General features: G+C 34.8%; 17 protein-coding genes and 2 tRNA genes. 12 read left to right on the top strand and 7 right to left on the bottom strand.

Annotation, left to right across the window (positions count from 1 at the left end):
* Nucleotides 1–58: 58 nt before the first annotated feature.
* Together OLM61_RS04400 and OLM61_RS04395 are read left to right on the top strand one after the other, a co-directional pair.
* A tRNA-Thr gene (locus tag OLM61_RS04400) sits at nucleotides 59–132 on the top strand.
* Nucleotides 133–235: 103 nt separating this feature from the next.
* A tRNA-Thr gene (locus OLM61_RS04395) sits at nucleotides 236–309 on the top strand.
* Nucleotides 310–619: 310 nt separating this feature from the next.
* On the opposite strand, the gene OLM61_RS04390 is transcribed toward OLM61_RS04395, so the two are convergent.
* Nucleotides 620–1,681, bottom strand: a complete 1,062-nt coding sequence (locus tag OLM61_RS04390; protein WP_264525264.1) for a serine hydrolase domain-containing protein — start codon at nucleotides 1,679–1,681, stop codon at nucleotides 620–622.
* A gap of 321 nt (nucleotides 1,682–2,002) precedes the next feature.
* On the opposite strand from OLM61_RS04390, the gene OLM61_RS04385 reads away from it, so the two are divergent.
* A complete protein-coding gene (locus OLM61_RS04385) occupies nucleotides 2,003–2,461 on the top strand; it encodes a hypothetical protein (protein ID WP_264525263.1) in 459 nt (152 codons plus the stop codon).
* 117 nt (nucleotides 2,462–2,578) lie between these two features.
* Here the strand turns inward: OLM61_RS04385 and OLM61_RS04380 are convergent, their stop codons facing one another.
* The 3 genes from OLM61_RS04380 to htpG form a co-directional block, all read right to left on the bottom strand.
* Nucleotides 2,579–3,295 (bottom strand): DUF4369 domain-containing protein, encoded by a 717-nt coding sequence (locus OLM61_RS04380; protein ID WP_264525262.1) that lies wholly within the window; start codon nucleotides 3,293–3,295, stop codon nucleotides 2,579–2,581.
* A gap of 130 nt (nucleotides 3,296–3,425) precedes the next feature.
* Complete coding sequence (locus tag OLM61_RS04375) at nucleotides 3,426–4,253, bottom strand: hypothetical protein (RefSeq protein WP_264525261.1); 828 nt, start codon at nucleotides 4,251–4,253, stop codon at nucleotides 3,426–3,428.
* Nucleotides 4,254–4,441: 188 nt separating this feature from the next.
* Nucleotides 4,442–6,325 carry a molecular chaperone HtpG gene (gene htpG, locus OLM61_RS04370; protein ID WP_264525260.1) on the bottom strand — a complete coding sequence of 628 codons (1,884 nt, stop codon included), beginning with the start codon at nucleotides 6,323–6,325 and terminating at the stop codon, nucleotides 4,442–4,444.
* Between the two features lie 204 nt (nucleotides 6,326–6,529).
* On the opposite strand from htpG, the gene OLM61_RS04365 reads away from it, so the two are divergent.
* From OLM61_RS04365 to OLM61_RS04355, 3 genes are all read left to right on the top strand, one after another.
* Nucleotides 6,530–7,033 (top strand): lipocalin family protein, encoded by a 504-nt coding sequence (locus tag OLM61_RS04365; protein ID WP_173968295.1) that lies wholly within the window; start codon nucleotides 6,530–6,532, stop codon nucleotides 7,031–7,033.
* Between the two features lie 18 nt (nucleotides 7,034–7,051).
* Entirely contained in the window at nucleotides 7,052–7,747 is a 696-nt protein-coding gene (locus tag OLM61_RS04360; protein WP_264525259.1) for an OmpA family protein, read from the top strand.
* 105 nt (nucleotides 7,748–7,852) lie between these two features.
* Nucleotides 7,853–8,803 (top strand): ABC transporter ATP-binding protein, encoded by a 951-nt coding sequence (locus OLM61_RS04355; protein WP_264525258.1) that lies wholly within the window; start codon nucleotides 7,853–7,855, stop codon nucleotides 8,801–8,803.
* 97 nt (nucleotides 8,804–8,900) lie between these two features.
* Here the strand turns inward: OLM61_RS04355 and OLM61_RS04350 are convergent, their stop codons facing one another.
* On the bottom strand, nucleotides 8,901–11,315 hold the full coding sequence (locus OLM61_RS04350) for an alpha/beta hydrolase family protein (RefSeq protein ID WP_264525257.1): 2,415 nt from the start codon (nucleotides 11,313–11,315) through the stop codon (nucleotides 8,901–8,903).
* A gap of 263 nt (nucleotides 11,316–11,578) precedes the next feature.
* Here OLM61_RS04350 and OLM61_RS04345 point away from each other — a divergent pair, with 263 nt between their 5' ends.
* Complete coding sequence (locus OLM61_RS04345) at nucleotides 11,579–12,586, top strand: 3-oxoacyl-ACP synthase III family protein (RefSeq protein ID WP_173968299.1); 1,008 nt, start codon at nucleotides 11,579–11,581, stop codon at nucleotides 12,584–12,586.
* Nucleotides 12,587–12,774: 188 nt separating this feature from the next.
* Nucleotides 12,775–13,446 carry a copper homeostasis protein CutC gene (locus OLM61_RS04340; RefSeq protein WP_264525256.1) on the top strand — a complete coding sequence of 224 codons (672 nt, stop codon included), beginning with the start codon at nucleotides 12,775–12,777 and terminating at the stop codon, nucleotides 13,444–13,446.
* Nucleotides 13,447–13,542: 96 nt separating this feature from the next.
* Here OLM61_RS04340 and OLM61_RS04335 read toward each other — a convergent pair whose 3' ends face one another.
* Complete coding sequence (locus OLM61_RS04335) at nucleotides 13,543–15,957, bottom strand: TonB-dependent receptor domain-containing protein (RefSeq protein ID WP_264525255.1); 2,415 nt, start codon at nucleotides 15,955–15,957, stop codon at nucleotides 13,543–13,545.
* A 310-nt stretch (nucleotides 15,958–16,267) separates the two neighbouring features.
* Here OLM61_RS04335 and argS point away from each other — a divergent pair, with 310 nt between their 5' ends.
* The 4 genes from argS to OLM61_RS04315 all read left to right on the top strand — a co-directional run bounded on the left by argS (nucleotide 16,268) and on the right by OLM61_RS04315 (nucleotide 24,405).
* Entirely contained in the window at nucleotides 16,268–18,046 is a 1,779-nt protein-coding gene (gene argS / locus OLM61_RS04330) for an arginine--tRNA ligase (RefSeq protein ID WP_264525254.1), read from the top strand.
* Between the two features lie 311 nt (nucleotides 18,047–18,357).
* Entirely contained in the window at nucleotides 18,358–19,068 is a 711-nt protein-coding gene (locus tag OLM61_RS04325) for a YgdI/YgdR family lipoprotein (protein WP_264525253.1), read from the top strand.
* A 703-nt stretch (nucleotides 19,069–19,771) separates the two neighbouring features.
* Nucleotides 19,772–22,927, top strand: coding sequence for a SusC/RagA family TonB-linked outer membrane protein (locus tag OLM61_RS04320; protein ID WP_264525252.1), 3,156 nt, complete (start codon nucleotides 19,772–19,774; stop codon nucleotides 22,925–22,927).
* A gap of 14 nt (nucleotides 22,928–22,941) precedes the next feature.
* On the top strand, nucleotides 22,942–24,405 hold the full coding sequence (locus OLM61_RS04315; protein ID WP_264525251.1) for a SusD/RagB family nutrient-binding outer membrane lipoprotein: 1,464 nt from the start codon (nucleotides 22,942–22,944) through the stop codon (nucleotides 24,403–24,405).
* A gap of 683 nt (nucleotides 24,406–25,088) precedes the next feature.
* Here the strand turns inward: OLM61_RS04315 and OLM61_RS04310 are convergent.
* The gene (locus tag OLM61_RS04310) at nucleotides 25,089–25,991 is read right to left on the bottom strand and encodes a DUF6607 family protein (RefSeq protein WP_264525250.1); all 903 of its coding nucleotides are present in this window, start codon (nucleotides 25,989–25,991) and stop codon (nucleotides 25,089–25,091) included.
* Nucleotides 25,992–26,026: the final 35 nt, after the last annotated feature.

Genomic DNA, 26,026 nt, shown 5'->3' with positions numbered 1-26,026 from the left:
GTGCAAATTTATTTTGGTAAAACGAAAAACCGCTTTATATTTGCACCCGTAATGAGTCGCCAGCGTAGCTCAGTTGGCTAGAGCAGCTGATTTGTAATCAGCAGGTCGTGGGTTCGAGTCCCTCCGCCGGCTCAACAAAACCATCACTTTTAGTGGTGGTTTTTTAATAAAATAAGCAGTAAATTAATTTTGGAAAATTAAAAAATCCATTTTATATTTGCACCCGTAATGAGTCGCCAGCGTAGCTCAGTTGGCTAGAGCAGCTGATTTGTAATCAGCAGGTCGTGGGTTCGAGTCCCTCCGCCGGCTCAACGTAAAACCATCACTTTTTAGTGGTGGTTTTTTTTTGCTCTTAAACGAAATAAGTAAAGTGGAGGTTAGGGATCAGGTCGATTTTTGCAATCTGGTTGTGAGGTTCTAAATCTTCATTTCTTATAAGCTATATTCCGTTGTTTTTAACGGCTTCATTTGAACAGTGCGCAATTGTATAGCGGTTCCGGGTTTTACCATTGTAGCGGATTAAAGAATCCGAAACTTTAGGTTTCGGACTGACTTTAAAACTTTAAATTGTTCCAGAACCACCACAAGATGAATATAAAACCTGTGTTGTCAATAGGTATTATTTTGCTAGTGTACTTTTCATGATAATTTGTCTTATGCTTTTTTCGAAATGGTAAACAATAGTATCATCCCTGCTATAAATGTTTTCCAAAATAATTACGTCCAAATCCTTTTCTGGGAAATAAAATTTAAGACTTACAAATCCTATCCCTCTTCCGGCATGACCAATGTATTTATATTGTTTTTCTCCATTTATATTAACTCCATAACCGTAATTTGATTTTGTTTCACCAAAGGTTAAATCAGATTCTACAACTGTCGAATTTGTCATAGCATAATAAGATTTTGGTTGTAATATTTTGCCCTTGTGAAGTTTGGTGTCCCAGATGTTTAAATCAGTTGCATTAGAGATAATTCCTCCCGTAGGGATAAAGTTTGCCCAGGATTGATCAGTAAACTTCATGTTGTTAAAATTTACGACCTCAATTGAATCTTTTGTATGCCAGTATCCATTTATAAGATTTGGATTGACTTTGTTCATTTCATAACAATAGGTGTTTTTCATTCCTAAGTCTTTAAACAGACTGTTGGCTGCCTCAGTAAATTTTTTAGTTGTAACTTTTTCAATCAGTCGTCCTAATAATCCATATCCAGGATTACTGTAATAGAAGTCTGTTCCGGGTTTAAATCGTAAGGGTTTGTCTAAGGATACTATTCCGGAAGACATATTTAGCAGTTGATGAACCGTTACTGTATCTGCCCATGTTTGTTGCAATTCAGGTAAGTATTTTTTAATTGGTTTTTCCAGGTCTATTTTTCCTTTCTCAACCTCTTTTAAAACTAGTACTGCTGTAATTTGTTTGGTATTGGACTGAATTCTGAAATTGTCTTTTAGTGTCAATGGTGTTTTCTTTTCGATATCAGAATAGCCAAAAGCCTTTGAGTATTTTACCTTTCCTTTTTGTGTTATTAATACAACACCATTAAAGCTTCTTGGACTTGTAAGTTGAATTAAGCTGTCAATTTTAGCAGAATAATTGTCTTTTTGTTGTCCATATGAATTGGAGCTAATAAAAAGTACGGAGAAGATAAATGGTAAAAAATTAAAAATTCGTTTCATAGAAATAATCGTTACTGTCGTTTTTTAATACTGAAGTTGGTTCTGTGTGGTAATTACTAGTAATCTTCCTTTGCTATAGGAGGTTAGGGACTAAAGTAAGTCAATTATTCGGATTTGACAAATCATCCGATTGTAAAATTAATCTTAGGTTAGGCTAAGAATCGATCTTGTCAAAGAGCAGTCAGTGATTGGATTTTTATATTTCTCCACCACATTTTGTGTTGATTTCAATTTTGTTAATTAAAGTGGTAGTATTTCTTTTAAATATATCGTAACACTATTTTTCTTATGTTTGTTACTTAACCAAAAAACAAATTAAAAATGGAAGAAACGTCAGTTTTTGAAAAATTTGAGTTGCAGCTTGACCAAACTGCGAAAGACTTTTTAAAGGAAACCGCTAAATGGGCTTATTTTTTGTCTATTTTAGGGTTTGTAGGGATTGGATTAATGATTTTAATCGCTGTTTTTGCCGGAACTATTTTTTCTGCAATGGGTAACAGTATGGCCGGAATGGGAGCATTCGGAGGCTCGTTTGGAGCGATGATGGGATTTTTCTATGTTTTTATTGCGGCGATTTATTTCTTCCCGGTGTATTATCTGTACAAGTTTGCGGTAAATACGAAGAGGGCTTTTAGGGATAACGACTCGGAGCTGTTGACGAATTCTTTGGGGTATCTTAAATCACATTATAAGTTTGTAGGTATTTTTATGCTGGCGATTTTAGCATTATACGGACTTATATTTGTGTTTGGAATTCTGGGTGCGCTGCTTGGAAGATAAGCAAAGAAGGAATATGTAGTTTCGTAAATTCCACATTATAAGATTTTGGTCAATCGATTGACTGAAAATTTAAGCTAAAAAAAATGTCCTGACTATTCAGGACATTTTTTATGGGAATTATTTTTGCTGCTCTTTTTTGATGTCAGCAATGTATTTCGTTAATTTTTTACCGTATAGCGAACTTGCTACTTTTGGTGTCATCGATTTTTGAATCGTATCCAGAAACTTAACATTGATGTCGTAAATCTCAGCTAAAGCAATATAAGGGGCTATTTCGTGATCTTTGTTGTTAAGGGCAAAGTTGGTAGCGTATAAGTACTTTCTTTTGATGTTAGACTCCTGTTTGATGTTGATGCTGTCAATCGCTTTTTGATCCTGTCTTTTTACAGCTTTAAAGCGAGATTCGACCATAGCAAGACTTTCGTCGTTAAATCGGGAATTGATCTTTTTGTATTCTTCGTATAATTCCTGATTCTTAGATCCTGTAATTTTTGCTCCATAGATAAAATTATCCAGGTTCGTATCGATATTAATGTTTCCCGGTTCAGCAAAAAACATAACATTGTTGTCCAATGAATTGGTTACTCCACGGTCCAGGAATAAATAAAGCATTTCAGGTGACTCTAATTTTATGTTGCTTTCAAATGAAGAATTTCCGTCTATTTTGATGCTGTCAATAGCAACAAGTGTGGTGTCAACGATTCTCTGAATGTATAAAGTTCCGTTTTTTAATCCTTTTATATTTCCTGTAAGGTGCAAACCGTCAGTTGATTCTTTTTTGCTGCATGATGCCAATAGAGCAAGTGTAACAAAAGCAATAATTGATTTTTTCATTGGTTTTTTAGATTTTGCTGCAAAATAAAGAAAATAGTTTGAATGTAATGAGGTAGTATTTAAATTTTGCGAAAAAATAAATCCCAATCTATTTCTAAATTGGGATTTGATATTTTTAAGAAAAAAGGGATTACATGCTGAGGTTGTATGCGGTTCCGTTTTCGTGTGTATAAGTAAATTTGCCATCGCACTCATTATTGCCATAATCAACTACTCCGTTAAGTAAGCCACCCTGAACTTTTAGTTTTCCTTTGGATACAAATTCGCAAGCGTATTTTTTTATCAGTGATTCCTGAACGGTTAGGGTTAGAGTCGTTCCGCTGGAAGTGGTAATGGTGTGGTTTCCTTCGGTCATTTCATAAGTGTTGTCTTCTAAAACATATGGAGTGTCAACGCCAGTAGTTTGCTTTACAGTCCATGTTCCGGAGCTTAGATAAACTCTGCCTATTAAATCGGTAAACTTTCCATTGGTCACTTTTCGGGTCCATTGTGGTACTGTTGCCACCGTTGTGGTGTTGGTGTATTCGATTGTTCCTTCCAGTTTTACTCCATTAATAGAATAGTCGATTCTTTCGATTGTCATTTTACTTCCGGTTGTAATTATCGGACCGGAAAGCGTGATTTTTAATTTTCCTTTTCGGGTTATTTGGTTGTCAGCACAGCCAGTTGTTCCGTAATCAACCGTAAATACTTTTGGATAAGAGGCCGCGTTTTGTTGTGCAATTGTAATTGTCGCACAAATTCCGGGTGTGGTTTCATTTGACTTTGTGGTAGTCGTGTTTTTTGCCGAAACAATTAATCCGGTTTTAATGTCCATTTCGTTTGTGGCATCAATGGCAATAGATGCTCCAACGGTAGATACGTCGGATTGATTGTTTTTGTCATCGTTGTTTGAACAGGAAATGTAGGTTAGTGCTGTTCCACAAAGGATTAGTAATGAAAAGATCGATTTTTTCATAGTAGTTTTTTGTTTTTGATTAGATTAAAAGGCTTTCAAATGTAATAAAAAAAATGAATCGTAATAAAAAATCCTGTAAGTCTGAAGATGTAAAGTTTTTTGTTTGAAAGGATTATAAAACAAGAAGCCCCGTAAGTTGTGCTTACGGGGCTTCGTTTTAACATTAAAAACTTATTTGGTAAAAAGTTTTATTTAATCATTTCAAAACTTCTTTTTACAAAAGCCGTTAAAGCTTCTCCTTTTAATAAGTTTTGAGATAGTTTCGCTAAATCTAAAGCTTGTTTTACCAAGTGCTCCTGATGTGTTTTGTCTTCTGTGTTCAGGATGCTTGTTGCTAAGTCAGAATTGGTGTTTACAATTAAATTGTACATTTCCGGCATATTACCCATTCCAAACATTCCGCCACCACCTGACTGGCTCATTTCTTTCATTCTTCGCATAAATTCCGGTTGCGTTATGATAAATGGAGCTGCCTGGCTGTCCATTGCTTCCAGTTGTACCGAGTATGCTTTAGGAATGTAAGTTTCTAAAGAAGTTTTTAGAGTTTCTTTTTCTTCGTCAGACAACTTAGAGATAGTGTTTTCCTCTTTTTTAATCAGGTTATCAATATGGTCAGAATCGACGCGTACAAAAGTTAAACCGCTGTTGTCACCTTCAATTTTTTGAATTAAATGTGAGATAATTGGCGAATCTAAAAGTAATACTTGGTATCCTTTTTCTTTTGCTGTTTCAATATAAGAGTGCTGTGCATCTTTGTTTCCTGCATAAAGAATTACCAGTTTTCCGTCTTTGTCGGTTTGGTTTTCTTTTAGTTTTTCTTTTAATTCTTCAAGTGTAAAGTAAGTGTTGTCCACTGTTGGATACAATACAAATGCACCTGCTTTTTCGTAGAATTTATCTTCAGAAAGCATTCCGTACTCTAAAACGATTTTAATATCGTTCCATTTTTGCTCAAAATCAGCACGGTTTTCGTTGAATAAAGCTTTTAGTTTATCGGCTACTTTACGGGTAATGTAGTTTGAGATTTTCTTAACTGCACCATCGGCTTGTAATCCTGAACGGGAAACGTTCAATGGAATGTCCGGAGAGTCGATAACACCTTTTAACATCGTTAAAAATTCAGGTACAATTCCTTCTACGTTGTCGGTAACGTAAACCTGGTTTTGGTACAACTGAATTTTATCTTTTTGAATCTGCATGTCCGAACCTAACTTAGGGAAGTATAAAATTCCGGTTAAGTTGAAAGGATAATCTACATTTAAGTGGATGTTGAACAATGGGTCTTCAAACTGCATTGGGTATAATTCTCTGTAGAAGTTTTTGTAATCTTCGTCAGATAACTCACTTGGTTGCTTTGTCCATGCCGGAGTTGGGTTGTTGATGATATTGTCGATTTCAACAGTCTCATTTACGTAGTCCTCCGGAGCATCTTCCGGTTTTGGAAGCGTCTCTGTTCTGGTTCCAAATTTAATTGGAACTGGCATAAACTTGTTGTATTTATTCAATAATCCGCTGATTTTTGAATCTTCTAAAAACTCAAGAGAATCTTCGGCAATATGTAAAATGATTTCAGTACCACGTGAAGTCTTGTCAGCTGGCTCTAAAGTAAATTCAGGGCTTCCGTCGCAAGTCCAGTGTGCAGCTGGTTCGTCTTTGTATGATTTGGTGATGATTTCTACTTTTTCTGCAACCATAAAGGCAGAATAGAAACCAAGACCAAAGTGACCAATAATACCAGAATCTTTAGCAGAATCTTTGTATTTGTCCAGGAATTCTTCAGCTCCTGAAAAGGCAACCTGATTGATGTATTTTTCAACTTCGTCAGCTGTCATTCCCAGACCCTGATCGATAATGTGAATTTTTTTACCTTCTTTGTCTACTTTAATTTCAATAACCGGATTTCCGTATTCTACTTTAGCTTCACCAATACTAATAAGGTGTTTTAGCTTTAAAGTAGCATCCGTTCCGTTTGAAACCAGCTCACGCAAGAAAATTTCGTGATCGCTGTATAAGAATTTTTTGATTAAGGGAAAGATGTTTTCTACCGAAACATTAATTTTACCTGTTGTCATATTTTTTAATTTTTTAGTTTAATGTGATGATTTTCATTTCTTCAAATAGAATACCAATGTTTTTTTAGGTGACAAAATGGCGCAAGTGTTAATTTTGAAAGAAAATAATTAGATTCTGAAACCGAGGGTATCCCTATGAATTGTATCTTTGTGGTATAATAATTGTTAAACGTGTCAGTATTAACTCTAAAAAAAATGTACAAAATGAAGAAAATTATTTTCATTTGCATGATCGCCACGATGTTTTTCGCGTGTAAATCAGCTTCGTCTACAACAGCTTCATCCGGAGCAACTACGTTATCGACTAAACTTGACAGACCTTCTCAAGTAGCTCTTAAAGGAAATTGGGTATTAACCAATGTATCTTATCCAGGTTCTGAGTATATCAAGGTAAATTCTTTCGATCTTGCAGATTCTAAATGTTTTATTGGAAGTACGTGGAGTTTTATCTCCAATAATAATAAGGGAACGATGGCTTTGACAGCAGCAAGCTGTACCGGATTTAGTTCTCCGATTGTTTGGAGTATTAACAATCAGGGATTGTTTGTACTTAAAATTCTGGATGCGGGTATCAAAGCAAAAAAAGTGAGAGATGGCTACTTACTAAAAGTTGCAGGTTTAACTGAAAGTTCATTTCAGTTGATCGATAACATTAATGTGGGTGGACAAACGAAAGATGTAGTTTACCAGTTTCAAAGAGCCAATTAATATTAAAAATAGAGAAAGATGAGAAAAATAACAGTTTTAGGTTTGAGTAGTTTACTTGTATTGGCAAGTTTTTTTACAAGTTGTGATTCGGTAAAGAATGCAAATAATACTCAAAAAGGAGCCGGAATTGGAGTGGTTGCGGGTGGTATCATAGGTGCTGTTTTAGGAAATAACCTAGGAAAAGGCGGAAACGCTGCCTTAGGAGCTGCAATTGGAGCTGCTGTAGGTGGAGGAACTGGTGCTCTTATTGGAAATAAAATGGACAAACAAGCCCGTGAAATTGATCAGGCTTTACCAGGTGCAGATGTAGAAAGAGTAGGAGAAGGAATTCACTTAACTTTAAATGAAAATGCAGTTCGTTTTGATACGAATAAATCTTCTTTAACATCTCAGGCTAAAGCAAATTTAGATAAATTGGTACCTGTATTTACTGAATACGGAGATACGGATATTCAAATTTTCGGATACACTGATAATACAGGAAGACCAGAATACAACTTGACACTTTCAGGACAAAGAGCAGCTTCTGTGCAAGCTTATTTGGTTTCAAAAGGATTAAAATCAAGCCGTTTCAAAACTTCAGGTTTAGGTATTGTTGATCCAATTGCACCAAACGATACTCCGGAAGGAAGAGCGCAAAACCGTCGTGTAGAGTTTTCGATCACTGCAAATGACAAAATGGTAAATGACGCTAAAGCTCAGGCTGGAAAATAGTTTTCAAACGCAATAAAATTTCTTAAAAGCTGTTTCATAATTGAAGCAGCTTTTTTTTGACTTTAGAAATTAAACATTGTAAATTTGGCCTTTCAAATACGACCCATGCTTGACATTCAAAATATTTCTTTTTCGTACACCGAAAACCCTGTTATAAAAAACGTTTCTTTTACCATAAATAAAGGTGAGAATATTGCCATTATTGGCGAAAGCGGCTGTGGAAAAAGTACACTTCTAAAGTTAATGTACGGTTTGTACAACTTAGACGAAGGCAAGATTTTTTACAATGAAAAACCTATTTTAGGTCCAAAATACAATCTGATTCCCGGAATGCCTTTTATGAAATATCTGGCACAGGATTTTGATTTGTCTCCTTTTGAAACAGTAGCTGAAAATGTAGGGAAGTTTCTGTCGAATGGTTTTGCAAATATGAAAAAACTGCGCGTTCAGGAGCTGTTGGAAATGGTAGAAATGGAGCAGTTCTCGAATGTAAAAGCTAAGTTTTTGAGTGGAGGACAGCAGCAAAGAGTTGCTTTGGTGCGAGTTCTGGCTTTAGAACCCGAAGTCATTTTATTGGATGAACCCTTCAGTCAAATTGATGCTTTCCGAAAAAATGCATTGCGCCGAAACTTATTTCGTTACTTAAAGCAAAAAGGAATTACCTGTATCATTGCAACACATGATAGTACAGATGCTTTGTCATTTGCCGATGAAGCAATTGTGATGCGAAACGGAGAAATCATTATTAAGGATAATCCAACCAAAATTTACGAGGATCCCGAAACAAAGTATGTAGCCTCGCTTTTTGGAGAGGTAAACGAGGTCCCGACGCATTTGTTGGTTCCTTATGAAGATCAAACGCATAAAACGCTGGTGTATCCGCATCAGTTTAAAATGGTTACCGAATCGAATCTGCCGGTAAAAATCAGAAGAACTTATTTTAGAGGAAATCACTATCTCATTGAAACGGTTTATAAAAGACAACTGGTGTTTTTTGAAAGTGAAATAGATTTGCCTCTGGAACAGGAAATATTTCTAGGTTTGAATTACCTATAAAATAAAAGCCCTAAACTTACTGTAAGTTTAGGGCTTTTTATATTAAACCCGACAGGTTTCAAAAACCTGTCAGGTTTGTTTTATAGATTAGGTTAATCTAGTTTTTTAAGTATTTTTCTAAAAACTGATCTTGTTCCCATAACAGGTGCAGGATGTTTTCTTTGGCCACATAACTGTGTGCTTCCTTAGGTAAGATAACCATTCTTGCAGTTGCTCCCAAACCTTTTAAAGCCTGGTAATAACGCTCTGTTTGTAAAGTAAAAGTTCCCGGATTATTATCGGCTTCACCATGAACTAACAAAAGAGGTGTTTTCATTTTGTCTGCATTCATAAAAGGAGACATTGCCGTGTAAACTTGCGGAACTTCCCAGTAGTTACGTTGTTCTGTCTGGAATCCAAATGGAGTCAGTGTTCTGTTGTAAGCACCACTTCGGGCAATTCCACAAGCAAAAAGGTTGGAATGCGTTAGTAAATTAGCTGTCATAAAAGCGCCATAAGAATGTCCTCCAACAGCTACTTTTTTACGGTTGATGTAGCCTAAAGCATCAACGGCATCAATCGCAGCAGCAGCATTGTCTACCAATTGAGAAATGAAATTATCATTTGGTTCTGTAGTACCTTCTCCAATAATTGGGAAAGCAGCGTCGTCTAAAACTACATATCCTTTGGTTACCCAATACACAAATGAACCGTAATAAGGAGTGGTAAATTCGTTTGAATTTTGAGTTGATTGTCCTGCGCTGTTTTTGTCTTTGTACTCAGCCGGGTAAGCCCAGATTAATAAAGGGAGTTTCTCTTTTTTTGCTTTATCATAACCGGCAGGTAAGTATAAAGTTCCCGAAAGTTCAACACCATCTTTACGCTTGTATTTGATCACCTCTTTGCTCACATTTTTAATGCTTTCAAACGGATTTTTAAAAGAAGTAATCGGTGTTAAGCTGTTTTGTTTTTTAATATTTCTGAAGTAATAATTAGGATACTCACTTTTAGACTGAATTTGTACTAAAACTTTCCCAGATTTAAAATCTTCAATTTCTAGTATATCTTCTTTTTTGTCTTTGTAAGTTGAAGTGTAAATACGTTTTGATTGTAATGTTTTAAGATTGAATTCATCTATAAATGGAAATTGTCCTTCTTTAGTGTATCCCTCTCCAATACGGTAAGCATTGTCTTTTTCGATGGCTAAAACGTACTTATTGTATTCGTTTTTTCTGGTTTCGAAAACGCCCGGATCTGAGTAAACATCCTGTTGGTTTCTGTCTGTAATTACTTTTGGCTGCTGTGCAGGATTAGATGGATTGATGAAATACGTTTTTGTATTACGGGTATCGTACCATTGATCCGTTAAAAAAGCAACGTTGTCGTTCCCCCATGTAATTTCGGCATAACGTTGAGGTACTTTTACTAAAGATGTTCCCTCATTTGTAAATGGAGCGTCCCAAAGAAAAACTTCGTCTCTAAAATCAACTTTGTTTGCAGGATCTCCTTCGTCTAAAGCTACCACATAAGATAAGGTTGCCGGTTTGTCATTTCTCCAGGTCATTTCTCTTTTCCCTTTTCGAACAGCCATAAAACCTTTAGGGATTATTTCGTTTAACGGAACATCATTAACCAATTTGATCTCTTTTCCTCTTGCATCATAAACAATAGTTCGGGATGGAAATCTGAATAAAGGCACTACATATGAAAACGGTTTTTGAATCGTTGTTAACATGATATAATTACCGTCTGGTGAAATTCTTTCTCCCGAATACATGGCTGCTTCTTTAAACAAAGTAGCAGTTCCGTTAAGGTTAACTTTGTACAGTTCAGAAGTGATAATGTTCTCAAAATTAATTTCGTCATTTTGATTTTTCAACATATCCGGGTAGGTTCTGTTTTGAGATTTTGTTCCCGCAGTGTTAGAGATAATCGGACCTGTTGGAAGATCTTTTTTAGCATCCAGTAATGGTTTTCTGTTTTTCGGAAGCATTTTTACCAAAATAGTTTCATTGTCTAAAAACCAGCTAAACGGGTTTCCTAAATTGGCATTAACCGTTGCTTCGGTAAGTTTGGTTGCTTTTGCAGTTGCAACATCCAAAAACCAAAGCTCAACACCAGTATTTGTGGTGTGCGAAAACAATATTTTCTTGTCATTCGGAGACCAAAGGATATTGCTTATTTTTGCATTTTCAGGTAATCCTGTAACCTGAACTTCTCCTTCTTTACCGCTAATTTTTTTTAATTTAAGATTGGTGGTATACGTTACAGAGCTCGAAATGTTTGTTACCGGATTAATTCTTAAACCTCCTAATCGAAGTTCTTCCTGATTTAAATCGTCTAGTGTTTTGTATGTACTTCTGTACATCAGCAACATATTTTCTTTTTTAGTATCCATAGATACCGTAGGAGCTTTTTCGTAATCGGCTAAATCTAAAATAGATTTTGATGGTTTTTGGTAGGTGAGATTTTCCTGTGCAAAGGCAAAAAAGCCAATGTTAAGAAACAAGAGTAATGTGACCTTTAATTTCATAATTTGAATTTTACGGATTTAAAATAGGTATTCGTATATGTTTGACTAAAGTACTTTAAACTTGTTACATTTTAGGAGTTATTTTTGATACTTTTCACGTTTTTGAGGCGAAAACTGTTTTTTCAGAATCTAAACTGTCAGAATTCGATGTATAATTAAAGTATATTAAATTGCCAATTACGAAAAAAACACTAATTTGGACGCTAATGTTTTAAACTATACTTAAATTTGCATTACAATTTTTTAACAAATAATAAAAGAATATGTATCATTCAAAAATAGCGGGCTTAGGATATTATGTCCCTTCAAATGTTGTGACCAACGATGATTTGTCTAAGATAATTGATACCAATGATGAATGGATTCAGGAACGAACAGGAATTCAGGAGCGTAGACATATTATTCGTGGAGAAGACACCACAACTACAATGGGAGTAAAAGCAGCTAAAATTGCTATAGAACGTTCTGGCGTAGCCAAAGAAGATATTGATTTTGTAGTATTTGCTACCTTAAGTCCGGATTACTATTTTCCAGGGCCGGGAGTTTTGGTACAACGTGATTTAGGATTGCGTACGGTAGGAGCACTGGATGTTAGAAATCAATGTTCAGGTTTTGTCTATGCATTGTCGGTTGCCGATCAATATATCAAAACCGGAATGTATAAAAATATTTTGGTGATCGGTTCAGAAGTACATTCAACAGGACTGGATATGACAACCCGTGGTCGTGGCGTTTCGGTAATTTTTGGAGATGGAGCAGGAGCAGCGGTTTTGAGCCGTGAAGAAGATTTGACAAAAGGAATTTTATCGACACATTTGCATTCAGAAGGACAGCATGCTGAAGAATTGGCTTTGCAGGCACCAGGAATGGGAGCGCGTTGGGTGACTGATATTATTGCAGATAATGACCCGAACGACGAGAGTTATTACCCGTACATGAACGGACAATTTGTATTTAAAAATGCAGTAGTTCGTTTTGCTGAGGTCATCAACGAAGGATTAGAAGCAAATGGTTTGCAGGTTTCTGATATTGATATGTTGATTCCGCATCAGGCGAATTTAAGAATTTCGCAATTCATTCAGAACAAATTCAAATTGAGTGACGATCAGGTGCACAATAACATTCAGAAGTACGGAAATACTACTGCTGCCTCTATTCCGATTGCTTTGACAGAAGCGTGGGAACAAGGGAAAATTAAATCAGGAGATACAGTGGTTCTGGCTGCTTTTGGTAGTGGTTTTACCTGGGCAAGCGCAATTATTAAATGGTAATTAATTCATCTTGCATTATATTTCAAAACCTGCTCTTTTTTAGAGCAGGTTTTTTTATGTCCGGCTCAGCGGAGCCGAAGCCGTCGTTGGGTTACCTTAACCTTTGCCTTCTCTTGCTTTGACCGTTCCGTTTTTAATTTATACTTTTGTTCAGCAGCATCAAGCCGATGCAATTTTAAATCAATCAAATGAAAAAAAATCAACTGGAAATAGCCTGTTTCAATTACGAATCGGCGATAATTGCGCAAGACAATGGTGCGGACAGAATCGAATTATGTGATGATATGCAGCTTGGCGGAACAACGCCAAATTTGATAACTGCAGAACGAGTTCGCGAAAAACTAACCATCAAAATGCACGTTATTATCCGGCCTCGTGGTGGTGATTTTGTTTATACGGAAGAAGAGTTTCTGGAAATGAAACAAGATATTAAACAATTGAAAGCACTTGGAGTTGATGGTTTTGTTTTCGGAATTTTAAACCAGGACGGCAGTGTAAATAAAGAACAGAATTTGGAATTGGTACAATTGGCCAGTCCGCTTTCGTGTACTTTTCACCGTGCTTTTGATGTCGTAAATTCGATCGAACAAGGATTGGAAGCGGTAATTGAATGCGGTTTTCAAACGATATTAACTTCAGGAAGAGGCAAAAATGTTGAAGAAGGAATTTTTGATTTGGCTGTGATTCAAAAATTAGCGGGTGACCGAATTGAAATTATGCCAGGAGGAGGTTTGCGCTCTTCGAACATTAAATTATTACAGGAAAAACTACAGCCTACTTTTTATCATTCGTCGGCCATTACAGATCAGACAGAAACAGCAAATCCTGAAGAAATAAAAGAGTTAAAAAATTTTCTCTAAAATATAGTTAATAAAGAATAAAAAAAGCCTGGAGTTGGCAAACTCCAGGCTTCTTCATTTTATACGAAACTATTAAAATCGATTGGTAATGTTGGATTAAAATAATCCGCCACCGCCTTTATTCGTATTGTCTTCTCTTTGTTTACGTTGCAGGTTTTTGATTTTCGCACCTCCAAAGTTGTATGTTAAACCTAAATAAACGGTTTGGCTTTCCCATGAAAATTGTCCTGAGTGTGAATAAGGATACTGAGAATCGAAAGCATATTTCATTGTATTGAACACGTCGTTAAAACGTAAACTAATGTTCATTTTGTTGTTTAACAAGGTATAACGGGACCCCATGTCCATTTTGTACATCGCGTGACTGTTATTTTGAAGACCTTCAACTTCTCCTCTGTAAAATCCGAACAATAAGAAACTTAAACGTTTGTTTACTTTAAAGTTTGAATTCATACGACCGTTAAAAGCACCAACAGTAATTTTTCTATCCAAAGGGCTGCTTTTTTGAGTTACCGGATCGTATACAAACACTATACCTTGTTGGTTAATGCTTGAGAAGTCAATAGATGGTGAAATATCCCACCATTTTGCAATTTTATAAGTGAACGAAGCTTCAAAACCATAAGAAGTATTGTTGTCAAAGTTCGAATACGTCAGGATTTGTTTGTTACCACTTGGATCTGTGTCATCCGGAAGTAAAACTCTGCTGATTTGGTCGTTGATGCTTCTCACAAAAACACCTGCAGTAAAACTTCCTTTTTCAAAAGTTTTAGTATAATTTACTTCAACCGAATTCGTGAATTGAGGTCTTAATTCAGGATTTCCTAATGCTGTAATTAAAGGCGTAGAAAACTCACGAATAGGTTTTGTCTGCTCTAAACTCGGACGGTCTACACGACGGCTGTAGCTCAATTGGAAAGTGTTTTTCTCATTCAGGTTATAAGTCAAATAAGCCGATGGGTATAAGGTGATGTAATCATCATTAAACTTATCCAGACCATGATTTAAGTTGGCTACAACTTTATAGCTTTCAAAACGAGCTCCTACCTGATAACTGAATTTTTTGAATTTCTGACCAAATGTTACATAAGCAGAATAAATATCAGTATCGTAAGTGTAATTAGAAATTGGAAGTGCTGCAAGCGGATTACCGGTGATATAATCGTTATCCGTTTTTGTAATTCTGGCTTCTGCACCTGCTTCAAGAGTAGTTTTTTCGTTTAATGGATTTACGTAATCAACATTTAAAGTACTTAATTTACGAGTACCGGCAATATAATCGATATAAGACTGGCTGTCTGTACTATTGTCTTTTTTTCTTATTTGTGTATCAAAACCAGCATTTTGCGTTTCTTTATTGTTGCTGTAGTTGGCTTCAAAATCTAAAGTGTGACCTTCTTTTTTAAAGATATGTTTGTAAGCCAAATTATAAGTTCCTACGTTATCCGGACCTGTATATTTTGATTTCTGTAGCATATTCTTAATGTCAGAACTGGCTACATTACTGTAATCAATATTCGTGTCTACAAAAAACTTACCGTTTGATTTATTCTGATTGGTATAAAAAGAGATCGTATTGTGGTCATTGATGAAATAATCCATTCCAATTTTATACAGGTAAGAATCATTTTCGTTCACAACATCAATTTTCTGACGAATGTCCTGATCGTATCTGTTGATGAAACCATCGTTGTAATAAGTTCCGAAATTTTGTCCTACGTTACCAAAGAAATTTACTTTTCCGGTTTTATAGTTCAAATCCAAAGACTGATTGTATTTAGCAACTTCTCCAAAAGTGATACCACCACTGTAGCTTCCGTTGAAACCAGTATTGCTGTTTTTGTGTAAAATGATATTGATAATACCTGACATTCCTTCCGGATTGTACTTGGCACTTGGGTTGGTAATCAACTCAATTTTTTTGATAGAGGTCGATGGAATTTGTTTCAACAACTGAGCTGGATCAATATTCGAAGGTCTTCCGTCAATCAATACACGTACATTATCGTTTCCGCGAAGCGAAAGTTTTCCGTCTTGATCTACATTCACAGACGGGATGTTGTTCATAATATCAGATGCAGAAGCTCCGGCAGTAGTCAAATCTTTTCCGACAGTAATTACTTTTCGGTCAATTTTTTGTTCGATTGTCGAACGCTCACTTACGATATTTACTCCTTTAAGCTGCGTTGCTTCTTCTTCAAGAGACACATTAATGGTAGCTGTTTTTTTGTTGTCGCTTAAAATTAAAGAACCAACATATTTTCTAAATCCAATGTATTGAATTTCGATCGTATAACTTTTTAAAGCCAGATTCTTGATAGAGAAATCTCCGTGGTCATCAGAGTTAACCCCTGTAACGACTTTCCCGTTTTCTTTGATAGAAACTGTCGCGTAAGAAATAGGCGCGTTATTTGATTTCTCGGTAATTTTTCCGGAAACAGTTCCTGAATTCTGTGCATTTGCTGTTGTTATTACACCCAGTAATACAAACAGAAAGAATTTTAGTTTCATAATGTAATGATGATTTTGGAAGATTGATGATGATTGTTTTTGTTTTTGTTTTTTTGCCCTCAAACTAATTTGAAGTTCTTATTAAGACTCTTTTGCCATAGATATGTTACAGAAAAAAGTGAAAAAAAAATATATTTTTATAAGATCGTCTGTTTTATAACAGGTTAGCTTTTTGATTTTTGGATAATTTTAACACTTGAAAGCGAAGGCTTTTTAAGAATTCAGGATTGTTTTATACCATTTAATATGTTTTTGATTTTCTGTAATTGATGAATAAGCAGTATATTTGCTCACTTTAAAATAAGTTTACATGTCATTATCACAAATTCTTACTCCTTCTATACAAAAAGCAATACAAGCATTATTTGATGTTACTGTTGATAAAATCGAATTTCAAACGACCCGAAAAGAATTTGAAGGCGATATCACAATGGTGATTTTTCCTTTGTTGAAAGTGATCAAAAGCAATCCTGCTGAACTGGGCAATAAAATTGGAAATTACTTAGTTGAAAATGTTTCCGAAGTAGCCCGCTTTAATGTGGTTTCGGGATTTTTGAACATCGTTATTGCCGATAGTTATTATTTGAATTTCTTTAATGAAATAAAAGACAATACAAAATTTGGATATGTAACACCAAATCCGGAGGACAAAGCGATTATGGTCGAATACTCTTCGCCAAATACCAATAAACCATTGCACTTAGGTCACGTACGTAACAACTTGTTGGGGTATTCGGTAGCCGAAATTATCAAAGCATCAGGAAAAAAAGTATATAAAACACAAATTATTAACGACCGTGGAATCCATATTTGTAAATCGATGCTGGCTTGGCAAAAGTTTGGAAATGGCGAAACTCCCGAAAGTTCAAATTTGAAAGGAGATAAATTAGTAGGTAAATATTATGTTGAGTTTGATAAAGCGTACAAAGCAGAGATTTCTCAACTGATGGAAGCCGGTAAAACCGAAGAAGAAGCTAAAAAACAGTCCCCAATTATCATTGAAGCACAAGAAATGCTTAAAAAATGGGAGTCTGGAGATGAAGCTGTAATTGCGCTTTGGAAAATGATGAACCAATGGGTTTATGATGGTTTTGCTATTACCTATAAAAATCTGGGGGTTAACTTCGATAAATACTATTACGAAAGCAATACATACCTGTTAGGAAAAGATGTTGTTCAGGTAGGTTTAGACAAAGGAGTTTTCGAAAAAGATCCTGATGGTTCAGTTTGGATTGATCTTACCGATGAAGGTCTTGACCGTAAAATTGTTTTGCGTTCTGACGGAACTGCGGTATATATGACACAGGACATTGGAACTGCAATTCAGCGTGTAAAAGATATGCCGGATGTAGGCGGAATGGTTTACACCGTGGGTAATGAGCAGGATTATCATTTTAAAGTATTGTTCCTGATTCTGAAAAAATTAGGTTTTGACTGGGCTTCAAGCTTGTATCATTTGTCATACGGAATGGTTGATTTGCCTTCCGGAAAAATGAAAAGCCGTGAAGGAACCGTTGTAGATGCTGATGATTTGATGCAGGATATGACGGATACTGCCAAACAAATCTCAGAAGATTTAGGAAAACTGGACAGTTATTCAGCTGAAGAAAAAGCCAAATTGTACCAAACTATTGGTCTTGGAGCGTTGAAATATTACATTTTGAAAGTAGATCCTAAAAAACGTATTTTGTTTAACCCGGAAGAATCTGTTGATTTCGCCGGAAATACTGGACCATTTATTCAATACACTTACGCGAGAATTCAATCGATTATCCGTAAGGCCGATTTTGATTTTTCGGCTAGAACCAATACAGAAGAATTACACGAAAAAGAAAAAGAATTGGTCAAACAAATTGAGCTTTTCCCGGAAGTAATTCAAAACGCGGCACAAAATCATAGTCCGGCTCTGATTGCTAACTATACTTATGATCTGGTAAAAGAATACAACTCCTTTTATCAGTCAGTACACATATTGGGAGAGACGGATTTAACTAAAAAGATCTTCAGAGTACAGCTTTCGCAAAAGGTTGCTGAGGTCATTAAAGCAGCATTTACTTTATTAGGAATTGAAGTTCCGGAGCGTATGTAAAAGAACTAAAACACATAAAAAGGAGAAGCCAATAGTTTTACTATTGGCTTTTTTTTGCGCTATTTTTTTTTAAAATGTAAAGTAATTAAGACGAAAAATACAGTTGCTTTTTTGCTGAATTTTCGTGTAAAAAACACAGTTTATCATTTGTAAATCTCGTTTTTATGGTTATGTTTACAGTAAGAAAAAGATTTGTAAAAAAGATTTGCCGTACCACTAAATACAGGATGTCACGTAGAGAATTCTGTTAAAAAAATAATCGAGGAAGCCGAAAATCGCAAGAGTAGGCAAACAATTTAACCAAAAAACAAATGATTAAAAATTCCTTTTTACTACTAGTGCTTCTGGTAGCGTGTTGCAACGTGAATGCTCAAGATTTGATTTCGCCTTCTTATGGATTTTCTCACAGTAAAACAGCTTACATCACTTTAGCTGATGGTACTGAAATTAACGGTACTATTAAAGATATTGATAGAGACAAAGGTTTGATTGAGTTTATCAAATTACAAGACGGAGCCGGAAAAAAGCACAAACTAAAACCGGAAGATATTAAATTCATGTACTTACCGCCAAGTGGATTAGACAACTTAGGTAAGAAACTTAATTTTCTTGAAGACTTCAAAAAATGGAACGATACGAAGTTGAACCAGGATTTTTTAAATGACGGATACGCTTATTTTGAAACTGCTGATGTAAAAATCAAAAAGAAAAACAGCAAATTGTTAATGCAATTACTTAATCCTTCATTCAGTAAAGAATTTAAAGTATACTGTGATCCTTATGCAAAAGAAACTACTTCTTTAGGAGTAGGTGGTGTGAAATTTATTGGCGGAGATGCAAAATCGTACTATGTAGCTAAAAAAGATTCACCGGCATTTTTATTAAAGAAAAAAGATTATAAAAAAGAATTCGTACCATTATGGGGAAGCTGTGAGAAAATAATAGCTGCAAATCCGGAGCCTAAATGGACTGATTTAACGAAACATATTGTTACGTATTCTGAATGTGCAGAAGCTAACTAATATTTTTTATAGAAATTAGGTTTCCTATATATAGTGAAATCAAGAGCCGATAGTTGTAACACTATCGGCTCTTTTTTTTGAATAGAATCTAAATCTGCATTGTTTGTAAGAAATTTTTTAAAATTTATTGCAAAATATTTTTATTGTATTAAAAATCTTATATATTTGTAAAGCAAAAACAATACTTCCAGTCATTAATTAACTATTGAAAAACTTCGGATCGTTAGTTAAAAGATTAATCCTCTCCTAGTAAAAAGAAATATAATAGAACATTTTTAGCTTTCTGTTATCTGTACAATACTTTCCTTATATTCATTTTTATCTATTTTGAATTAGTAAGCTTTTAGAGAAAAACAATAAGGGATATGCCGTCTGAGGAAACTTCAGACGGTTTTTTTTATTTTAATAGATCATTGAATTTTCGATAATTTTTTTGCTTGCCTGTATTTCCTTAAAACTTAAAATAAAAAGTAGTTTTTTGAATTTTTTGTAATGATACGGTCAGGCATAATTCTTACATATTCTTTTCTTCTTACGTTTTGTTTTAATCTCTGTAAATCTGTGAGTTATAGTTTTGTTCTTCAATGTGTATAGTTAAAAAGTAATATTTTTATGACTTTATTAAATGTTAAATAATTGAAAAGTCTTGTTAAAATTATTATAAAGTTATAAGTTGCACCAAATTTTTAAAATTACAAGAAAAATGAAACTAAAATTAAATGGATTCTTAGTGCTTTTTTTGGCACTTGTAACGCAACTTTCGTTTGCGCAGGGTAGAGCTGTTTCAGGAATCGTTTCTGACCAATCAGGAATGCCTCTTCCGGGAGTGAGTGTGCTGGTGAAAGGAACTAAATTTGGAACGCAAACAGATTTTGATGGTAAGTTTACTATTAAAGCAACTTCAAGCCAAATTTTGGTATTTAGCTATATCGGAATGAAATCTCAGGAAATAGCTGCTACCTCTTCTGCCATTAATGTGAAATTATTAGATGATGCCGCACAACAGTTAGAAAGTGTTGTAGTAACGTCATTTGGAATAAAAAGAGATAAAAAATCCTTGGGTTATTCTACAACGAAAATTGAAGCGAAAGACCTTACTGCTGCAAAAGCGTCAAACATTACCAATCAACTAGTGGGTAAGATTGCTGGTGTTCGAGTAACTGGATCAGGAGGAGCTTTTTCGGGTTCTAGTGTAATAATTAGAGGGTTAACAACATTTACTGGAAGCAACCAACCATTGTATGTTGTAGATGGTGTGCCTATCGATAACTCTGGTGGAGGTAATGCATTACAAAGAGGGCCAACTAATTCAAACCGTGCAGTCGACATTAATCCTGAAGACATTGAAAACGTAGTTGTTTTAAAAGATGCTGCTTCAACTGTTCTTTATGGATCTAGAGGTGCATCTGGTGTAATTTTAATTACTACTAAAAAAGGTAAAAAAGGAGAAAGATCATCTGTTACTTTTAACTCAAGTTTTAATATAGGAGTAGCAAATCGTTTGCCGGACTATCAAAATGAATATGCGCAAGGTCTTAATGGTACTTTAACACCTGCGCAAATTGGTAATGCTAATATTGCAGGTAGTATGACAGCTTCATCATGGGGACCAAAAATTAATGGACAAACTATTGTCAATTCTTATGGTCAAACTGAAGTATTAAGAGCATATAAAAATAACGTTAGTGATATTTTCAAAACATCGTATAATGCGCAAAACAATGTAAGTTTTGCCGGAGGATCTGAAAAGTCTACCTATAGAATTGCTCTTGGTAACACAAAAGAAACATATGTTATTGACAATAACGAATTATCTCGAACTAATTTAACCTTATCAGGAACCAATCAAATTACTGACAAGTTTACTGTAGGAGCTAATATAACCTATACGAACACAAATTCTAAAAGAACTTCACAAGGTAATAACTTATCCAATCCATTATTTAGAGGTTATTTTACACCAAGGTCATATAATTTAAGCGGCTTGCCATTTGAAAATGCCGTAGGTGGTCAGTTGTATGCTGGTGGGGAGGATAACCCATACTGGACTATTAAAAACAATCAATATAGAGACAAAGTAAATAGAGTATTGGCTAATTTAAGTGCCAGATATGATTTTACCTCGTGGTTAAATGCTGATTTTAAAATTGGTTCAGATTATTTCAATAAACTTAACACAGGTTTTGACGAAAAAGGAAATAGAGGAGCTCCTTTTATACAAGGTTCAACTCAAATTGGAGGTTTACGTGAAGACAATACAACCGTACATAATATCAACACTTATCTTACATTAAATGCCAACAAAAAGTTCAATGATTTCACTTTTACAGGAACTCTTGGTAATGAATTTTTTAACAATTACAGGTATGATATGGACGTTACAGGAATAAATTTAGTAGTACCTGGCTTTAAAAATTTCAGTAATGCTATTACATACAATCCAGCGTCAGAAATTTACAGATCAAAAGTGTTCGGAGTTTTTGCTGATGTTGCTTTGGATTATAAAAATTTCATATCGATAAACCTTAAAGCCAGAAACGACTGGTCATCTACATTATCGCCAGAAAACAATTCTATTTTCTATCCAGCAGTATCCGGAAGTTTTGTATTAACAGAAGCATTTCCTTCTATTAAATTTGATGACAAAATTAACTTAATTAAGTTCAGAGCAAGTGCTGGAGAAGTAGGAAAAGGGGCTCCTGAATATGCTACAAATACATACTTTGTACAAGCGAATCCAAGTGATGGATTTGGGCCGCAAATTACTTTTCCTTTTAATGATAATGCTGGTTTTACTCTTGGTAATGAAGCAGGTAATCCAAAACTTACACCAGAATTCACTAAAGAGATTGCTTTTGGAACTGAAATGGCCTTTTTTCAAAATCGATTAAGTATAGATGCTACCTATTATGAACGTAATACTCGTAATGTTATTTTAAGCGTTCCAGTCTCAGCAACATCAGGAGTTTCAAACGTTTTTAAAAATGCAGGTAAGCTTTCTACAAAAGGTTTTGAACTTCAAGTTAATGGAACACCAATCAAAACTCAAGATTTTTCTTGGGAATTAGGTGTAAATTATACGCAATATAAATCTATAGTTAAAGAATTGGCTCCAGGAGTAACCAATATATTTTTAGGTGGTTTTACAACTCCTAATATTCGTTTAGTTGCAGGAGATGAATATGGTCAAATTTATGGTTCTAAATACCAACGCGATGCTTCAGGACAAATGTTGATTAATCCTGCGACAGGTTTACCATTGCAAACTACAACTGTAGAGAAAATAGGAAATCCAAATCCTGATTTTACAATGGGTATAACAAACAACTTTACCTACAAGAATTTTAGTTTATACGTTTTACTTGACATCCGTCAAGGTGGAGACCAATATTCAAGAAATATAGCCGATGTACAACGAAATGGTGTAGCAGAAGAGACTGCTGAATTTCCTAGATTTGAAGCCGATAATGTTACTGTTACCAAACCATATCTTTATGAAGGCGTTTATGCCAGTGGTCCAAATGCAGGTAAGCCAAATACAACAAAAGTAAGTGCTCAGTCCTATTATGGTAACACTGGAAAATATATTGCTGCCGAAGGATTTATATATGATACGTCTTGGTTTAGAGTTAGAGAAATGTCTTTCTCCTATAAACTAAATTCTAGTTTTTTAGAAAATACCGGAATCAAGCAATTTGAACTTGGAGTATTTGGAAGAAATTTATTCCTGAAAGCACCAAATTATCCACACTTTGACCCAGAACAAAATGCTTTAGGAATTAGTAATGCACAAGGGTTAGAATTTAACTCACTACCAAATACAAGAACAATTGGTTTTAATCTTAAAATAGTACTTTAGTAATAATATTAAATATGAAAAATATTAAAAACAAAATATTAGCTTCTATACTTTTAGTTGCTTTTTTAGTGACTGGCTGCGAATTTGGTGATACCAATGAGAACCCAAACAGTCTTTTAAACGCTCCAATTGAACAGCAATTAACCTCTCTGACTGTCAGTATAGGTTTCTTTGCTGGTAGCGATGTAAATCGATATTCTTCTTTGATAATGCAACAGTATTCAGGACAGTCTACTGGTGCAACTACTCAGACTCAATTTTACGAACAGTTTCAAATTGTTGGCTCAGATTTAAATAACACATGGTCTTCTTTATATGCCAACATACTAAATGATGCAGAAAACATAATAAAAGCTGCGGGAGCTTCAAATAGCCCTCACTATTCAGGAGTTGCCAAGATTTTAAAGGCCTACACTTATCAACTTGCTGTTGATACTTGGGGAAGCATACCTTATTATGACACTCAACAGTTATCTGCCAATGTTAAACCTAAGTATGATTCTGACGAAGTTATCTACACAGAATTAGTGAAGTTATTAGACCAGGGAATTGCCGAAGTAAATGCAACAACTTCTACAATTTCTCCAAATCTTAATAGTTCAATATATCCAGGGGCGTTTTCAACTACTAAAAACAACTGGATAAAATTTGCTAACACTTTAAAGTTGAGAATATTCTTGCATTACAGTGAGAAAAATCCAGCTTTTGCTAAAACTAAAATCGATGAATTACTAAATTCTTCTGCTTCTTTTTTCGTAAGTAATTCGGATAGTTTTCAAATGAATTTTGTTGATGCTGCTAACGCTAGAAATCCTATTGACCAATTTGAAACAACCAGAGCTAATTATTTAGTGGCTAATGCAAAAATAGTGAATATGATGAATGCTAAAGTAGATCCTAGAAGACCATTCTATTTTACACAATTACCTGCAAATTCAGGATTATATGTTGGTGCCGTTGCCGGCGCTCCAGCTTCACCAGGTAGCTATTCTAAATTGCACACTTATTTAAGGGGAACACAAACCGAAAACGAATACTCAGGAGCTGCTCCTATTAGAATGTTAACATTTGCAGAGTACAACTTTATTAGAGCTGAGGCATCACTAAGGTTTAGTTCTCCAGGTACTGCTCAAACATTTTTCCAAGAAGGTATTAGAGCTTCAATGTTAAGTGCAGGTGTTGATCCGGCAGCTATTACTACTTACTTAGCAGCAAATGGTACATTAACAGGTACTCCTGCTCAACAACTTGAACAAATAATAAACGAAAAATTTATCGCTAGCTATGGTGTTGTTTTAGAACCTTGGTCTGATTTTCGTAGAACAGGATACCCTGTTTTAACTTTGCCTTCAAATGCAGTTGTACCATACTTTCCTAGATCGTTTTTTTATCCTCAATCAGAAATCGATTTAAACCCTGAAAATGCTAAGCAAAAAACAGGTATGAATGTTAAAGTATTTTGGGATACAAGACCATAATTAAGTCATTAACATATGACGAAACGCTTCAAAATTTATTTTTGAAGCGTTTTTTGCATTAGACTCATTACCTTTTTCCTAAGAAAAGAATACAAAAGCAACACTACAAGCAAATGTTATGGTTTTTTCAGCACAACTAAAATACATCAAAACTGAATTGATTAAGGCATTTCCTGTATTTGCAAGTTTTGGTCTTAATGATAAACTGGTAATCTCTGCTGATAGTTACAACACTATCGGCTCTTTTTGTTTTAGCTTTTTTGATTCTTACCTTGTTTTTCGGGGGCTAGATAGTCAAAGTGCTGGATTTTAGCCTTGTGAAAAAGTAAAAAAATAGTACCATATTTACTTGTATGGCATTAAATGATATACTAATTTTCCGGCTTTAAATAACAAGATATAATGAGGTTCTAATCTCCTTATTTACAGACTCTAAACATCTTCTCAAGAGTTTTTTTCTTATAGCCAAAGTAAATAATCTCGATACTTATCACAAAATATTAAAGATACTCACCTTTTATTAATTTTAATTTTATGCTGTTTTGAATTAGTAAGCTAATAGCTCTTAATTAAACATAGAAGGTAATAGACCGTTTGGATTTTTTCAGACGGTTTTTTTTAGGCATAAAAAAAGCCGATAGTTGTTGAAACTATCGGCTTTTTTGTAACTAACACAAATATTTTTATTTTACAAACTTGTTGATGATTGCATCTGTTTCTGCTTTTGTAGCAGTTGGTTTTAAATCAAACAAAAGAGAGTAAAGTGCTTTTCTGTCTACTTTAGCTTCAAGGTTTAAATCCTGGTGTCTGTCAAAAAGCGTTTGCCATTTGTCACGAACATTTTTCCAAAGTGCGTTGTTTTCTTTCCACCATTTTTGAGCAGCGATACATTTAATATCTGCTACTTTAGTATAAACGTCTAAACCTTTTTCTTGAGCTAGCAAAACGTCTTTTCCGCTGTCATCACGAACCAATTTGTCATTGTCTTGCTCATGATTCCATCCTGTAGCTGTAATTTCGTGAATGTTTCTTCTTTTTAAAACATTATAATCGTTACGTTTTGTTTGCTCTCTTCTTGGTAGTGGTGCATCAGCAATGTTTGCCCAGTAGTCTTGTCCGTCTACGTGTACCCATGTAGAAGATCCTTCGTAACGTGGACTATCGTCTACCTGATATACTTTTTGACTCCATTGTCCTTTAACGGCTTTTTTGTCCAGTTTTTTATATTTCCATGAAGTCCCTTTGTTGAAAGTGTATAGGTCAGTGTTTTCGTACAGCCAATCTTGTCTCCAGTGTTTGATGATCATGTCGTCACTTACAATTAATAAGTGTTGCATTACAATTTTGTTAGGAGTGTCTTCTAATAACTCAACCCATTCCAAAGCAGATTCATGTTTCGTTTGAGAGGGTTTATAAGTTGCAGAATCTTTAGCGTATTGAAAAGTTTCTGCGAAATTAAACTTCACTTCGTAGCAACCACACATAGATTTGATGGATTTGATGTCTTGTTGTTTTTTATCCTGACTGAAACCAAGGCTACAAGTCAAAGCCATAACAGCTGAAAAATAGAGGCTTTTTGAAATCATAACGTAATATTTTGTTTTTAAATTTTCGCAAATAT

This window comes from Flavobacterium sp. N502536, assembly GCF_025947345.1.
GTDB lineage: Bacteria > Bacteroidota > Bacteroidia > Flavobacteriales > Flavobacteriaceae > Flavobacterium.
This window is presented reverse-complemented; position numbering and strand designations above follow the sequence as displayed.

Excerpts from the sequence above, each read along its gene's own strand:
- OLM61_RS04320 (WP_264525252.1), top strand. The coding sequence starts at position 19,772 with ATGAAACTAAAATTAAATGGATTCTTAGTGCTTTTTTTGGCACTTGTA.
- OLM61_RS04385 (WP_264525263.1), top strand. The coding sequence starts at position 2,003 with ATGGAAGAAACGTCAGTTTTTGAAAAATTTGAGTTGCAGCTTGACCAA.
- htpG (WP_264525260.1), bottom strand. The coding sequence starts at position 6,325 with ATGACAACAGGTAAAATTAATGTTTCGGTAGAAAACATCTTTCCCTTA.
- OLM61_RS04350 (WP_264525257.1), bottom strand. The coding sequence starts at position 11,315 with ATGAAATTAAAGGTCACATTACTCTTGTTTCTTAACATTGGCTTTTTT.
- OLM61_RS04355 (WP_264525258.1), top strand. The coding sequence starts at position 7,853 with ATGCTTGACATTCAAAATATTTCTTTTTCGTACACCGAAAACCCTGTT.
- OLM61_RS04345 (WP_173968299.1), top strand. The coding sequence starts at position 11,579 with ATGTATCATTCAAAAATAGCGGGCTTAGGATATTATGTCCCTTCAAAT.
- argS (WP_264525254.1), top strand. The coding sequence starts at position 16,268 with ATGTCATTATCACAAATTCTTACTCCTTCTATACAAAAAGCAATACAA.
- OLM61_RS04360 (WP_264525259.1), top strand. The coding sequence starts at position 7,052 with ATGAGAAAAATAACAGTTTTAGGTTTGAGTAGTTTACTTGTATTGGCA.
- OLM61_RS04380 (WP_264525262.1), bottom strand. The coding sequence starts at position 3,295 with ATGAAAAAATCAATTATTGCTTTTGTTACACTTGCTCTATTGGCATCA.
- OLM61_RS04365 (WP_173968295.1), top strand. The coding sequence starts at position 6,530 with ATGAAGAAAATTATTTTCATTTGCATGATCGCCACGATGTTTTTCGCG.
- OLM61_RS04325 (WP_264525253.1), top strand. The coding sequence starts at position 18,358 with ATGATTAAAAATTCCTTTTTACTACTAGTGCTTCTGGTAGCGTGTTGC.
- OLM61_RS04340 (WP_264525256.1), top strand. The coding sequence starts at position 12,775 with ATGAAAAAAAATCAACTGGAAATAGCCTGTTTCAATTACGAATCGGCG.
- OLM61_RS04335 (WP_264525255.1), bottom strand. The coding sequence starts at position 15,957 with ATGAAACTAAAATTCTTTCTGTTTGTATTACTGGGTGTAATAACAACA.
- OLM61_RS04375 (WP_264525261.1), bottom strand. The coding sequence starts at position 4,253 with ATGAAAAAATCGATCTTTTCATTACTAATCCTTTGTGGAACAGCACTA.
- OLM61_RS04390 (WP_264525264.1), bottom strand. The coding sequence starts at position 1,681 with ATGAAACGAATTTTTAATTTTTTACCATTTATCTTCTCCGTACTTTTT.
- OLM61_RS04310 (WP_264525250.1), bottom strand. The coding sequence starts at position 25,991 with ATGATTTCAAAAAGCCTCTATTTTTCAGCTGTTATGGCTTTGACTTGT.
- OLM61_RS04315 (WP_264525251.1), top strand. The coding sequence starts at position 22,942 with ATGAAAAATATTAAAAACAAAATATTAGCTTCTATACTTTTAGTTGCT.